Source organism: Bacillus sp. JJ1562, assembly GCF_036962705.1.
Taxonomy (GTDB): Bacteria; Bacillota; Bacilli; order Bacillales; family Bacillaceae_L; genus Ferdinandcohnia.
This window is the reverse complement of record NZ_JBALOQ010000019.1, coordinates 101,646-116,034: the sequence shown is the minus strand read 5'-3', so window position 1 is coordinate 116,034 and position 14,389 is coordinate 101,646. Positions and strand designations below refer to the sequence as shown.

At 37.4% G+C, this 14,389-nt stretch carries 14 protein-coding genes and 1 pseudogene; 12 read left to right on the top strand and 3 right to left on the bottom strand.

Features of this window, described 5'->3' with window-relative positions; genetic code table 11:
* The first annotated feature begins 159 nt into the window (after nt 1–159).
* Together V7097_RS13295 and V7097_RS13290 are read left to right on the top strand one after the other, a co-directional pair.
* Nucleotides 160–891, top strand: a complete 732-nt coding sequence (locus V7097_RS13295; RefSeq protein WP_335704102.1) for a PepSY domain-containing protein — start codon at nt 160–162, stop codon at nt 889–891.
* A 240-nt stretch (nt 892–1,131) separates the two neighbouring features.
* Complete coding sequence (locus tag V7097_RS13290) at nt 1,132–1,680, top strand: PepSY domain-containing protein (RefSeq protein ID WP_335704101.1); 549 nt, start codon at nt 1,132–1,134, stop codon at nt 1,678–1,680.
* Nucleotides 1,681–1,733: 53 nt separating this feature from the next.
* Here V7097_RS13290 and V7097_RS13285 read toward each other — a convergent pair.
* Nucleotides 1,734–2,751 (bottom strand): annotated as a pseudogene (locus tag V7097_RS13285) (serine hydrolase domain-containing protein).
* A 197-nt stretch (nt 2,752–2,948) separates the two neighbouring features.
* On the opposite strand from V7097_RS13285, the gene V7097_RS13280 reads away from it, so the two are divergent.
* From V7097_RS13280 to V7097_RS13250, 7 genes are all read left to right on the top strand, one after another.
* Nucleotides 2,949–3,365, top strand: coding sequence for a DUF1284 domain-containing protein (locus V7097_RS13280; protein ID WP_335704100.1), 417 nt, complete (start codon nt 2,949–2,951; stop codon nt 3,363–3,365).
* Between the two features lie 178 nt (nt 3,366–3,543).
* Nucleotides 3,544–4,035, top strand: coding sequence for an RNA polymerase sigma factor (locus tag V7097_RS13275; RefSeq protein ID WP_335704099.1), 492 nt, complete (start codon nt 3,544–3,546; stop codon nt 4,033–4,035).
* Nucleotides 4,028–4,606, top strand: a complete 579-nt coding sequence (locus tag V7097_RS13270) for a hypothetical protein (RefSeq protein WP_335704098.1) — start codon at nt 4,028–4,030, stop codon at nt 4,604–4,606. Before V7097_RS13275 ends, V7097_RS13270 begins: the two co-directional genes overlap by 8 nt.
* Nucleotides 4,603–5,340: a DUF3139 domain-containing protein gene (locus tag V7097_RS13265; protein ID WP_335704097.1), complete on the top strand. Its 738-nt coding sequence runs from the start codon at nt 4,603–4,605 to the stop codon at nt 5,338–5,340. Before V7097_RS13270 ends, V7097_RS13265 begins: the two co-directional genes overlap by 4 nt.
* Before the next feature lie 144 nt (nt 5,341–5,484).
* On the top strand, nt 5,485–5,946 hold the full coding sequence (locus V7097_RS13260; protein WP_335704096.1) for a MarR family winged helix-turn-helix transcriptional regulator: 462 nt from the start codon (nt 5,485–5,487) through the stop codon (nt 5,944–5,946).
* A 2-nt stretch (nt 5,947–5,948) separates the two neighbouring features.
* The gene (locus tag V7097_RS13255) at nt 5,949–9,080 is read left to right on the top strand and encodes an MMPL family transporter (RefSeq protein ID WP_335704095.1); all 3,132 of its coding nucleotides are present in this window, start codon (nt 5,949–5,951) and stop codon (nt 9,078–9,080) included.
* 259 nt (nt 9,081–9,339) lie between these two features.
* Complete coding sequence (locus tag V7097_RS13250) at nt 9,340–10,398, top strand: peroxiredoxin family protein (protein WP_335704094.1); 1,059 nt, start codon at nt 9,340–9,342, stop codon at nt 10,396–10,398.
* A gap of 21 nt (nt 10,399–10,419) precedes the next feature.
* On the opposite strand, the gene V7097_RS13245 is transcribed toward V7097_RS13250, so the two are convergent.
* Complete coding sequence (locus V7097_RS13245; protein ID WP_335704167.1) at nt 10,420–10,968, bottom strand: DUF1836 domain-containing protein; 549 nt, start codon at nt 10,966–10,968, stop codon at nt 10,420–10,422.
* Between the two features lie 196 nt (nt 10,969–11,164).
* Between V7097_RS13245 and V7097_RS13240 the strand changes: the two genes are divergently transcribed.
* The 3 genes from V7097_RS13240 to V7097_RS13230 all read left to right on the top strand — a co-directional run bounded on the left by V7097_RS13240 (nt 11,165) and on the right by V7097_RS13230 (nt 13,882).
* Entirely contained in the window at nt 11,165–11,851 is a 687-nt protein-coding gene (locus tag V7097_RS13240) for an SGNH/GDSL hydrolase family protein (protein ID WP_335704093.1), read from the top strand.
* 126 nt (nt 11,852–11,977) lie between these two features.
* Nucleotides 11,978–12,556, top strand: coding sequence for a peptide deformylase (gene def, locus V7097_RS13235; RefSeq protein ID WP_335704092.1), 579 nt, complete (start codon nt 11,978–11,980; stop codon nt 12,554–12,556).
* A gap of 153 nt (nt 12,557–12,709) precedes the next feature.
* Nucleotides 12,710–13,882 carry a MalY/PatB family protein gene (locus V7097_RS13230; RefSeq protein ID WP_335704091.1) on the top strand — a complete coding sequence of 391 codons (1,173 nt, stop codon included), beginning with the start codon at nt 12,710–12,712 and terminating at the stop codon, nt 13,880–13,882.
* A gap of 42 nt (nt 13,883–13,924) precedes the next feature.
* Here the strand turns inward: V7097_RS13230 and V7097_RS13225 are convergent, their stop codons facing one another.
* Entirely contained in the window at nt 13,925–14,356 is a 432-nt protein-coding gene (locus tag V7097_RS13225) for a DUF4064 domain-containing protein (RefSeq protein WP_335704090.1), read from the bottom strand.
* Nucleotides 14,357–14,389 lie beyond the last annotated feature (33 nt).

Sequence of the window (14,389 nt, the reverse complement as noted above, 5' to 3'; positions counted from 1 at the left end):
GCCTTGCGCTGAGGAATTAACTTCCAGAATAATCTAGTAGACGCAAGCGCATAGCCTAGTTATTCACGATGTTCTCGGAGCAATGTCCGAAGAAATTCGATGTGTCATTTTCGCCAGACTTTTTAACATCCTCTCAAAGAAAATGATGGAGTGAGTGCAATGAGAAAAAGAACCCTTCGAAATAGTCTCTTTGCTGTAGGAGGCATTTTACTTGTAGCAATTGTCATTTGGCAGCTAACAAAAACGTATACGTCTGCAGAGCCTTTGTCAGAAAGTGACGCCATTGACCTCGTGGAAAAGATGTACAACGGAAAAAATGCAGAAGTGAGTCAAGAAGGCGACGTTTATAAAATTAAATTTAAGAGTAATTCAGGCATTTATGAAATTGACATTCACCGGAAAACAGGTGATATTACGAATTTAACAAAGATTTCTCAGGAACCTCAGGAAAAAACGGAGGCTGAGATTCGGGATATTTTAGCAAAAGAGCAAGCGGGTGAAATCCAAACAATTGAAAAGAAACTCGAACAAGAACAAACCTATTATTATGCAACTGTCCTAGAGGGAAATACAGAATCAATTTACAAATTAAAAGCAACAACAGGTGAGATTGTGGATGTTGTCCAAAATATGAAGCAGCCAGAGAACCCTCCTGAAACAAAGCCGACTACACCAGAGCCTCCAGCAGGTACGATACAACAGATTACAGAGCAACAGGCAATTGAACTTGCCCTCCAGCATGTAGAAGGTGTTGTTGATGAGGTTGAATTTGAAGAAGAAGAAGGGCAATATTATTATTTTGTAGAAATTGAAACAAACCAGGGAGAAGAAAAAATCGTACAGATTCATCCAATCTCAGGTGAGGTCATCACGATTGTTTTGGAAGACTAACTTAATTCAGCAGAAATTCAAACCTTTGCTGAATAAAGTTAAAGCCTCTGGCGGATGCCACAATTTTTCAGTGGAATCTTTTCGAGCTTGCTCGAAAAAAATCAGGCGCAAATACGCCAAGGCGTATTCGATTTCTTAGAAAAACTCATTTGATTCTCATCAAATTCTCATTTTATTATCTGAGTTTCCTCATTTTCGTTGGCTATGATTAAGATAGTTCAAATAAAGGAGGAAACAAAAATGAAGAAAAATCTTGTAGTACTAGGAATTGTAGGGGCAGTTGTATTAGGAGGAGCAGTTGGGGTCGGTGCGTTTTCAAAGGAAGCTCAGATCCCATTTTCAAAAGCACAGGAAATTGCTACACAAGAGGTAAAAGGGAAGCAAATCGAAGAGGTTGAGCTAGAGCGAGAGCATGGAGAGCTTGTTTACAAAGTTGAGTTTGAAGGTGCACATGATGACGATGCTGAGGTTAGGATTAATGCAACTACTGGTAAAGTCGTTAAGGTAGAAGATGATCGTGATGATGACGACGATCGTGTTACTACTCAAGTAGCTGCAACTTCAGCTAAAATCTCTAAGGAAGAAGCAATGGCTATAGCAACAAAGGATACCCCAGGTAAAATCGTGGAGTTCGAATTAGATGATGACGGCTACTATGAAATTGAAATGAAGTATGAAGGTAAAGAAGTCGAAATGAAAATTTCCGTAGTAGACGGAACGATTTTGAAAAAAGAAATTGATGACCGTGATGATAACGACGATGACGATTACGATGATGACCGAGACTAATATCTATTTCTTTGAAAAATGAGGCCAGGACTATATCCTGACCTCATTTTTTACTACATATATTCTTCAAATACATCAGTTACATCGTGTGGACCATATGACTGATTTGATGGAATGACAAGGGTAATGCCAGAAGCAGGATAATAGGATGAGGCAAAACTCACCCCAGGGTCGTACCCCATGACATGATATTTATAAATCTCCGACTCTCTTTTACTAATCCAAATGCCATAACCGTAATATTCGTCATCCTCAGCATGTACGTGAGGTGTTAATAGTAGATTAGTCGTTACCTTGTTCAGCAATTTATTATTTAGGAGTGCGTCCCACAGATTCAGCATATCCGGTGCAGTGATAAATGCTCCGCCATCAGATCCCCCTTTTACGGGAATCGAGTACGTGTTTGTTCGCCATGTTCCATCTTCTTCGTTATCAATATAACCAAGCGCTGTGTTTTTGGGGAGACAATCAAGAGAAAAATACCCTGATTCCTCCATTCCACATGGTTTAAAAATATTTTCCATAATATAGTCAGTAAAGGACATCCCTGTTTTCTGCTCGACGATTAACCCTAATAAAATAAAACCTGCATTGTTATAGTGAAATCTTTCACCAGGTGTATACATCATATTCCCATTCTGGAACAAAGGAAGGAAATCCTTTAACTCGCGAATGAGGTACATGGGATTCTCTTTCCAAAGCTCCTCGAAATCGTCCATAACCTCTTCATCGAAATAATCAGGGACACCGGAAGTGTGAGTCAACAGGTGATGGACAGTAATGCTTTCATCAAAATTGGGAAACTCAATATTCAAGCAATCCTCTAACTTAGTTTCAAATGTTACCAAACCTTTATCACTGACAAATTGCGATGGCGGTAAAAAGCTTACAGCCAGAGGCTATTCCAAACCTTGTATTCATTGTATTGGCCAATTCTTCTGCTCTATTCGAATAGCCGTAAGCTGATTCAATTAAAATGTCATCCTTTTGTTTTGCAAGGACCACTCCTGTGAAATTACTTTGTTTACAAAATTTATCTATTCTATCATTTATTTTTGTTTCGCTCTGCATGGAATTAACCCCTTATTTCGTATTCCAATTGGCAACTGTAACAAACAACTATTATATTCAGGGACTCATTTAGAGGGTACCATATTTTACAAGTCATTTGTAAAAAAGTAGAAGTATTTGAACAAATTTAGTAGGTTTTAAGATAAAATATATGTAAACATCAATCGAACTCAGGTTAACAAACGGGAGGTATGCTTATGTACAAACTACGCGGACATCATTTATTTTGCCTTTTAGGCTACCGGGGAATGGGCTATTCCCAGGAATACGTGGAAAATATGACGATTGTCCACCAAACCCTTAGAAAGAACCCGAAGATGCTTGTTCAGATTGTAAAAGGGCCAGATCATTTATGCGAAAAATACCCGAACAATGGTAAATACCACTGCCAAGACGCCTCCATCCATGATAGGGATGCTATGATTCTAGAAAAATTGGGACTGCGAATTGGAAAAATTTTAAGATGGGAGGACGTTGAATCACGAATCCGCAAATCTGTCATCCCATCAGATATTCAAAAAGTTTGTGAATCCTGTTCATGGCGCGCCTATGGTGTTTGCGAGGAAGGGGTACAAGAAATTCTTGATGGAAAAGGGCTACGAGAAGTTAATTAAAAAATGCCTAGAGATAGGCATTTTTTACGTTAGATAATCATGAAATTTTCATTTACAGAAAGCTTACCTTGGATTAAGCTTTGGGTGATTACATAATTCTAATTAGTCTGTAACGAAATCAAAACTCAAGGTACTAATACATTGAAATAACAAAACTCAAGCAGATAGGGAGAGAAAAATGGAGCTAGAGGAGCTATATAAAGAAGTACAACCACGAATATATGCTTTTTTCTTTATCAAAACCTCTAGCAAAGAGATTGCGGAGGATTTAACTCAAGAGGTTTTTTATGAAGCACTGAAAAGCATGCATACCTTTTCACAGCAATCAACAATCCAGACGTGGTTATTCTCCATTGCAAAAAATCGACTGTTAAACCATTATCGCTCAAAAAAATATAAAACCCAGCTAAATGAATTGCTCAAAAAAGAAACTGGGAAATCGACTTCACCGGAGGAGGAAGTCCTGAAAAAGGAAGTGAAACAAAATCTAATCGAGTATATCAATCGGTTAGATGACGTATCAAAAGAAGTTGTTACACTAAGAATTTACGGGGAGTTATCGTTTAATGAGATTGGGAGCTTGCTTGGAAAAAGTGAAAACTTTGCAAGAGTTACATTTCACCGATCAAAACTCAAGCTTCACAAGGAAATGGAGGGATATCATGGATAGACGTAAACAAGCAATCATCGAAGATTTGCTTCCACTATACAATGAGGGACTGCTAAGTGCAGAAACGACCACATGGTTAGAGGAACAGATACAAGATAATAAAGAACTGCAAAAGCTCGTGGACCAATCAACGATTCCACTTGAAAAAGAAGAAATTGATTCTCCTGTTAAGCACGATAAAATGATCACAAACATTAAAAGAAGACTCGCACTTTATCAACTTATTTTTGTTGGACTATCCTTTTTTCTTGCCATTCAAACTTCCATGCTTAATGAAAGCTTTGGATTTATTTTATGGTATGCAGTACTTGGATTGCTCACTTACCTGTTTTACAAAGATATGAAAATTGTTTTTTATATTTCATTTATCCCAATCTTTATTTGGTCACTTGGTGGTAATATAGGCGACTATTTGAATGGGGACATAGGTTCCACCGTTTCCTTCGGGAAGTTTTTACTACAATCCGCAATGGGATCCATTCTGGTAACCTTGATTCATTATCTATTTGCTTTTATCGGCAGCATGATTGGTTTTTTATATCTAAAAATAAGGAATGGTGAGGATAAATGAAAAAGCGAAAAGTAATTTATAGTATAATCCTTGGAGTTCTCATATTGTTTGTCCTATTCATCTATAACGAATTTAATGGAAATCCTGCAAGTAAATTTTACGCTACGAAAGTTTTAGAAAATTATTTAGAGGAGACATATCCTGAACGCGAATTTCGGATCGAGGAAGGATTCTATAATTTTAAGTTTAAAACCTATGATTTTAACGTGATTGAAATTGGTGGTGTTTCAGCTGAAAATGGTCCAAATAAACATGAATTTAACGTTAGAGGATTTTTGAAGCCAAATGTGATATTAGATAGCATTTATACGGAGAATTTAGATGAACCATTAATGGAGAAATTAAGTGCCGAAGCTCAAACAGAAATAACGGCCCTGTTAAAGCAATCGGTTCAGACTGTTAAAGGGATGGTAGTTGCTTTAGAAGTTCAAAAAGGTCATTACGATTCAAATACCACTTGGAATAAGGACATGGAGCTTGAAAAGCCATTTGGCATGCACATTGTGTTGGATTCAACCAAATCGACGAAGGAAGATGTTCTAACGGAGTCCCAAGTCATTCAAAAAGTTCTCAATGAAAATAACTATTCCTATGAATATGTCACCATTAACGGGAACATCATTGATGACTCTAATGCTGAATATGCAAAGGATGATAACGGGTATGTAAAGTATTATGTGTCATTTGAAAGGGACACAGACCTAGTGTTAAAGGATATTGAAGTACTTGAATAGAGGAAAAATAAATCGACATCTCTCTTCGTTTTAAGAGGGATGTTTTTTATTGACTTTTTCATGGGTGCGAATTATAGTTAACTTTGTTAATAGTTAAATAGTTTAACTATTATTCAGCTTTTATTTTGTGGGGTGATACGAAATATGACCAAAACAAACATTAAGGAATTAGTTGATTCTTATATAGACATTTCTTTTTCTGTGAATACCACTGCGGAGTCGCTTGTAAAGGAACAAATCGGAAGCGATCTTACAAATGATCAGCATTATACACTTCGCTACATAAATAAAGTAGGATCATGTACATCAACTGAACTTGCAGATGTTTTTGAAGTAAAAAAGAGTGCGATCACTGCCATCATTAATCGCCTTTTTGAAAAAGGCTTGATTCAACGAACACGTGATGAAAATGACAGGAGAATTGTTTACTTAACGTTGTCTGACAAAGGAAATGCACTTTTTTCCAAGACGGAGGAGCGGGTTCATAAGCTAGTCGAATCAATTATTGGTGAATTTTCAGAAGAGGAGATAGTTCAATTTCTAAAAACGTATGAAAAGCTTAATGGAATCCTTCAACAAACAAAAAATAACAAGGTGGTGGATTAAACATGAATTTTATCATTAAACGGAAATGGTTTGTTCTTATCGCATGGATTGTTGTCGTAGCTGGATTATTTCTTGCGGCTCCAAATATGGCGGACCTTGTTCGTGAAAAGGGCCAGATTACCGTTCCAGTTGAATACTCTTCCTCCATTGCAGGAAATATTTTAAACGATGCCCAGTCCCAGGAGGGTGGGGGAAACGAAACACAGGTGGCACTTGTATTTCATGATGAACAGAAGCTAACAGAAGACGAAATCAAGGAAGCTGAACGGGCAATCCGACTTCTTGAAGAGAAGAAAACCGAAATCGGAATTACCGAAATCCTAACTCATTTTAATGAAGAAACATTAAAGGAGCAGCTTGTTTCAGAGGATGGAAAATCTATTCTTGCTTCAGTGACGGTTAGCTGGAATGATCGTGAACCAAAAGAGGTTGGCAAGGCTTTATATCAAGCAATTGAAGATGTTAAGGTTGATCACTATTACACTAGTGAATGGCTCATTACTGAGGATCTGATGACAAGTTCACAAGAAGGCTTGAAAAAGACAGAGGGTATTACAGTTGTCTTTATTCTTGTTGTTCTTTTACTTGTGTTTAGATCTTTAATTGCACCGATTATACCACTTGTGACAGTAGGGTTTGCTTATCTTGGGTCACAATCCATTGTTGCGATGCTGGTTGATAAATTTGATTTCCCAATTTCAACCTACACACAGATATTCTTAGTTGTTGTGTTATTTGGAATTGGAACAGACTACTGTATCTTATTATTAAGTCGTTTTAAAGAGGAGCTTTCACACCGGGAGAGCTTAACAGAAGCGATTATTGAGACATATAAAAATGCGGGGCGCACCGTTCTTTTTAGCGGCATTGCGGTAATGATTGGATTTTCTGCAATCGGGTTTTCCCAATTTATTTTATACCAATCTGCTGTTGCTGTGGCTGTGGGAGTAGCGCTATTATTAGGTGCATTGTTTACAGTCGTTCCATTCTTTATGGCCGTGTTAGGGAAAAAATTATTCTGGCCATCTAAGAAGAATTTGGAGCATGGGGACAGTAAGATTTGGGAAATGGCCGGTCGCTTTTCATTAGGTCGTCCACTGTTATCACTTTTAGTGGTTGCGGCAATCGTTACTCCATTTTTAGTTGTGTATGATGGTGACATCTCTTATGATTCATTAGAGGAATTAAGTGGTGATGTAAGTTCAATTAAAGCTTTCAATGCCATTGCAGGTAGCTTCGGACCTGGCGAATCCATGCCAACTCAAATCGTTGTGAAAAATGATGAAGCCATGGACTCAACCGAATATATTGAACTAGCAGAAAGAATTAGCCAAGAAGTTGAAAAGGTAGACTTAGTTGACACGGTCCGTTCAGTCACAAGACCAACAGGCGAACCGATCGAGGATTTATTTGTCGCTAACCAAGCAAAGACACTTGAGGAAGGTCTTGGAGAAGGAAAAGATGGACTCACTCAAATTCAGGAAGGCTTAGAGGAAGCAGGTAGTGAGCTTGCAAAATCAGAGCCTGAGCTTCAAACGGCTACAGATGGAATTGGTGAATTAATCACAGGTACAAATCAGGTGAAATCTGGCCTATCTGCAATCCAAACTAACCTTTCCAAAATCGAGTCTGGTATTCGTAGTGGAACAGCTGGAATCGATACAATGATTGCCAAGGTTGATGAAGCAAAAGTCGGTTCAGAAGAATTATTAAAATATTATAATACGAATCTATTAGTTGGGTATAAGGATGCACAAGGGGGCATTGCTTCATTACTTGAACAATACTCAGGAGTTGCTTCTCAAATAGATGAAATATCTATTCAGTTAAATCAGTTTACTGAACAAGGTTTTGCGGATTTCCAAAATAGGCATCAAGGGGTAGCTGCAGATCCATTTTACGATGGGATGAAAGGAAGCATTCTTTCATTACAACAAGGAATCCCAGCGTTATCTGGGGGTATTAAGACAATAAATGGACACCTTTCAGCCGTTAATGACGGAATGATTAAAGCAAACGATGGTTTCGAACAACTGCTGCAAGAACAAGCAGCTCTACCCGCGGGGCTTGAACAGCTCATTGATGGACTTGAACAACTTAAAGGTGGCCTTCTTCAAGCAGCGAACGGGCAAGGTCAAATCGTTCAAGGTATGCCACAAATTACGAATGGCTTAACAGGGATTAACGATGGCCAACAGCAGCTACTTGATGGCTTTGGAAGTCTAGGTGGTCAAATTACACAATTAACAGATGGACTCACTCAAAGTGTTGAGGGACTTGGTCAGGTTTCAGATGGTTTAGGATCTGCTCAAGAATACTTATATGATCTATCAAACTCAGAAGAATTAAATGCATTTTACATGCCGGAAGAAGTGCTTGAAAGTGACGATTTCTTACGGGTCCTAGATGTTTACATGTCTAAAGACCGTAAAGTCATGACATTGGATGTCATTTTTAAGGCAAACCCTTATTCAAATGAAGCTATGGGTCAAATCGATGAAATCAATGCAGCAGTTGAAAGAGCAACGAAAGGTACAAAGCTTGAAAATGCAGATGTCGCCCTAGGTGGTATCACAAGCACAAATACAGATTTAAGCAAAATGTCTGAGCAGGACTATTCTCGAACAATCGTCTTAATGTTTATCGGGATTGCGCTTATTTTAATTTTCTTGTTCCGCTCGTTAATTATGCCAATCTATATCATCGGTTCACTGATTTTAACGTATTACACATCAATGGCGATCAATGAAGTGATTTTTGTTAATATCCTCGGATATTCCGGAATTAGCTGGGCCGTTCCTTTCTTTGGATTTGTCATCCTCGTTGCACTCGGGGTTGACTACAGTATCTTCTTAATGGATCGCTTTAATGAATTCCGTGATATCTCAGTCGCGGATGCAATGCTTCTTTCGATGAAGAAGATGGGAACTGTAATTATTTCAGCAGCCATCATTCTTGGAGGAACATTTGCAGCAATGATGCCTTCTGGGATGCTATCCTTGCTCCAGATTGCATCAATCACACTCGTCGGCCTCATGCTGTATGCATTTGTGATATTGCCATTATTTATACCGGTTATGGTGAAAAACTTTGGCATAGCCAACTGGTGGCCATTCAAACGACCAACAAATTAATGAAAAAGAGGCTCCTTTTGTCAGGAGCTTCTTTTTTAAAAAGTAAACTTGGTTATGTGATGCATGTACGGCTAATAATTTCAAAATATAGCTGATAAAAGAGATTTACGGCTAATAATTTTTTATTATGGCTGATAAATTGAATTTATGCTAAAAGCCAAATTCAGGTTCACTAAGGAACTGTTGTCCATTTCAAAATACTATTTTTTGCTCTCTGCTAGAGATATAATAGTTGTACTAAAACAGGCGGAGGATATGCATGCAATTCATACAAATTGGCTCTTTAGCGATCATGTCAAAATGGGTCATTCTTGGAATAGGATTAATCGTTGGACTTCTTGTTGTACGAGTTTGGTCAGCAAAAACACAATCTAAAGAAACGACTAAAAACATCCTAAACCTACTCACAAACGGCATTTTTATTGGTTTTTTAGCGTGGAAGGGAAGTTTGTTAGTCCTTGAACCAAAACTCGTCATTAAAAGTCCAATGTCTTTACTGTACTTTACCGGTGGCACAAAAGGATTAGTGATTGCATTAGTCATTACACTACTCTATTTACTGCATCATTTTAAAAAGCGTACAGTTCACACATCACAACTCACGCGCTCAATACTAATTGTGAGCTCTGTAACCTTGATGGTCTATGATTTATTTGCTTTATTTTTGCTTCGAGAACACATAGTTCTTCATTTTATAAAATCAATGGGTGCATTCTTTCTTCTTTTGTTGACATTCTATTATAGAGGACAACAGAAAAAGGAAGTGTTTCATTTGTTTAGAAAGGTAGCACTTATTGTTGGTTTAACGGGGCTTATCGTTTGGACAGTCAATAGCAACATCTCTTTCGCAACTCCAGCAAATGAACCAAAAACAGTAGAGCAAAAAGTAGGCATATACGAAGGACAACTAGCTCCCGATTTTACTCTTAAAACAATAAGTGGAGAAGAATTGAAGCTTTCCGCGTTTAGAGGGAAGAGAGTCATTTTAAATTTTTGGGCGAGCTGGTGCCCACCCTGTAAAGCAGAAATGCCACATATGCAGGAATTTTATGTGGAAAATAAAGAATCCAATGTGGTACTTTTATCTGTTAATCTAACGACCGCGGAGAAAAAGAGTTCAGATGTGGCAAAGTTTGTAGAGGAGTACGAGCTCACATTTCCAGTTATGCTTGACGAACAAGGGGATATTGGGCAAATCTATCAAGCCCATGCGATTCCAACGAGTTATTTAATTGATTCCAAAGGCATTGTTCGGAAAAAAATTGTGGGACCGATGGATAAAGAGATGATGAACGGGTTAATCAATAGTGTGAAGTAAGGGAAAAGAAAAGTGAGCCAATCACTTTTCTTTTTTTTCACCCTGTTCACTTATTAACTCATCTACCAAAGTTTCCGCTGCACGACGATAAAATTGACTAGCTGTTATAGAGGATAGAATCAAAAGCACTTTTTTCAGTTGTTCATCCTTAGAAGAAGCCATTTCTTCTTTAACATCCTTCATTTTTCTATCAATATCCTCTTTAAATTCAACTGTATTTTTTTTATATAAAGCCAGATAGCTTTCATAAAATTCCTCTAGGTCAAATTCCTCATCATTCATAATCCTATGATTTACACCATTAAGTGTTGCCTTAATATCATTGATTGAAAGGCCGCTTTTTAGCTGATAAATCAAGCTTAATAAAATCAAATGCTCCCTTGAATATTTCTTATTCTTGATAGGAATCAGCAATTTCCCTTTTGCATAATTATTGATCATCGTTTTCGTTAGGATCTTTTCGTCTTCATTTCTCTTAGCAGTATTAAAAGTATTTTCAAAGAGTTGAATGACCTGGTCCATATATAAATCAATTTGTGGAATATTTTCTAAAAAAATATTTTTATCCATTTCTAAAGCTTTGAGTAAGTCCCTTTCAAGCTTCACTGTAACCCCTCATTTTTCCGATATTATTTTAATTTAGTTTACCCTATAACCACTGAGAAGTAAATGTTGACTACATGGTGAGATGTGTGTATCATGATATGTAGTATTGGAAACCACGTGTAATGGTAACGCGAATAAAAAAGATAAGCGGTGATAAATTATGAAAATTGTATGCTTTGGGGATAGTTTAACGAGAGGTGTTTCTTTTGTGAAAGGTCGCATGCGAATTTTAAAAGAGAATTATCCCTCATTTTTGCAGCAATTCGCTTCTGAGCATTTCACAGTTATAAATAAAGGTGTTTTTAATGATAACTCCGACCTATTATTGTCCCGCGTTGAGAAAGATGTGATTGCTGAGCACCCGGATTACGTCATTATAAATATTGGTGGTAATGACTGCAATTTTAAATGGGATGAAGTGGCTGAACAACCTGAAGTTGAACATCAACCAATCGTCCCGATTGAACGCTATATTGAAAACATAAAACAATTGATTTATAGAATACAAGAAACGAATAGCATTCCTGTTTTGATGACATTGCCACCCCTTGACCCTGTTCGATATTACAAGCTGCTTGCTAAAACGTATGGAAGCTCAATCAGTCATTGGATTAGTCTTCAGGGAGGAATTGAGCACTGGCATGGCCTATATAATCGTAGCTTGAACAGCTTAGCCGAGCAATTAAATGTCCTGAAAATTGATGTGCGTTCAGCAATGGAACATTCCGGAGACTTAAATGACTATATTAGTGATGATGGTATTCATTTGACAAGAGAAGGCTATAAAACAATGAGCAGTGAAGTTTTTACTTCATTAATAAAAAATGTAACAATAAGTGCCTCCTAAATGGTGGCATTTTTTTTTGATAAAGAATACAACGAAAGAAAAGTGAAAAACTGTATAACAATAGACATAAACGTAAGGGAAAGATAAGATAAAAACATGAAAAAGAGAAAAGGTAGATGAAAAGAAATGTACTATAAATCTGATTACATCATTACGATGAAGGATATTGTTCGTGAGGGACATCCGATTTTAGCTCAAAAAACAGAAGAGGTTCCTGTGCCACTTTCGGAAGAAGACAAGGAATCCATAATTAGCATGATGAATTATGTGAAAAATAGCCAGGATCCAGCGCTATCGAAAAAGTACGGTCTACGTCCTGGAGTTGGTTTATCTGCAAACCAAGTTGGTCTTAATAAGCGCATGTTTGTCACTTATTTTACGGATTTTGATGATAAATTGTATGAATATCATATCGTAAATCCGAAAATTATCAGCCATTCTGTTTCGATGACTTATCTGCCGGAAGGAGAAGGATGTCTTTCAGTCGATCGCCCGGTAGAAGGCTATGTTCCAAGATATGAAAAAATTAAAATAAATGCATTTGATATCAACGGACAAGAAATTTCTCTACGTTTAAAAGGATATGCTTCAATCGTTTTTCAACATGAAATCGATCATCTAAACGGGATCATGTTTTACGATCATATCAACAAAGAGAATCCATTTAAGCTACCTGAAAATGTAGTAATAAAAAGTCTCTATTAACTTTATTCTGCTGGGGTTTAAACCCAGCTGAATTTTAGGAACTCAGACTAAGAACGCCACTTCCTGTGGCAACGTCATTGTGACCCACCTAGTGTGGGCCTAAAAATCTGGGCGCAAATACGCCAAGGCGCATTTATAAATGGAGGGGTTGGCTTGAAGTATAATTTTGATGAATCAGTAAATCGACTACAGACGAATTCAGTGAAGTGGGACGAAGTAGAAAATTTATTTGGTGACAAAAAGATCCTTCCGATGTGGGTGGCTGATATGGATTTTAAATCACCACAGCCAGTCATCGATGCTCTACAAAAGAGAGTGGAGCACGGAATTTTCGGATATACAACAAGACCTAATTCCTATTATGAAGCAACAGTGGGTTGGATGAAACGTCGCCATAAATGGACGATTGAAAAGGATTGGATTTGTTTTACACCTGGTGTCGTACCAGCACTTGGGATTATTGTCCAAAACTTTACAAGACCAGGCGATAAAATTTTGATTCAGCAGCCCGTATATTATCCATTTATGAGTGTGATTGAAAAGAATGCCCGGGAAATTGTCAGTAATCCATTACGACTTGAAAATGGTCGTTATTATATGGATTTGAATGACCTTGAGAAAAAGATTGATTCATCTGTAAAAATGATTATTATCTCAAATCCACATAATCCTGTCGGTCGTGTATGGACAAAGGATGAACTAACAAAATTAGGTGAAATTTGTTTGAAGCACAATATCCTTGTTGTTTCAGATGAAATCCACTCCGACCTTGTATATAAAGGAAATGTTCATATCCCATTTGCATCGATATCCGAGGAATTTGCCGGTAACTCGATTACTTGCACTGCACCAAGCAAAACCTTTAATCTTGCAGGCTTACAAACATCCAACATGATTATTCCGAACAAAGAGCTTCGTGAAAGCTTTAATAAAGCAATTGAGGATCGTTTTATAGGCATAACCAATACATTTGGGGTAACTGCGTTAATTGCTGCATACGAGAATGGCGATGAATGGCTTGACCAGCTTCTCGACTATTTAATAGAAAATCTTCAATTTCTAAAAGATTATATCAAGTCCAATATTCCAGAGGTAAAAGTGATTGAACCAGATGCAACCTATCTTGTGTGGCTTGATTGCCGTGAGCTTGAATTGGATGCCAAGGAACTGGAGCATGTCATCCAAAAACAAGGGAAAGTCGCATTTGATGAAGGTTACATTTTTGGAAAAGAAGGTGAAGGCTTCACTAGAATTAACATTGCCTGTCCAAAGGCGCTGCTGGAAGAAGGCTTGAAACGGTTTAGTCAGGCATTAAAAAATAAATAACAAAAAAGCTTGAAGGCATTAAAACCTTCAAGCATTTTCATTTTAGTATTCAGGATTAAATGTTTCCTTTTGCTTTCGGACGAGGCAAAGAATACCTGCGATTAAGTAAAGGATACTTGAGATAATCGAGATAAGGACAGTTGCAAGTGCACTAAGTACAGCTACTACAATTAAAATGATACCAGCTGCCTTTGGATGTTTATCACCTTTTAATAGAATGAGCGATACAATTCCAAGAATAACCGCCAGGATTCCCACGATAATGAAATACCAGCCACCAGCTGACACCAAATCTGAAAGGAAAGATAGATCTGTTCCTTCAAGAGATGGATCTTCAGCAACAATAATGTTTTCCATATCCTGAGTAAATGTATTATCTCCACTAAGACCTAAAAACATAAATCCAAATACACTAATTAGTGCAAAAAAACACGCTCCAATAATCGTTAACACAATTTCTCCTGTACGCTTCATAAGTTGGTTTCCCCCTTGTAAAAAATGTTTCTT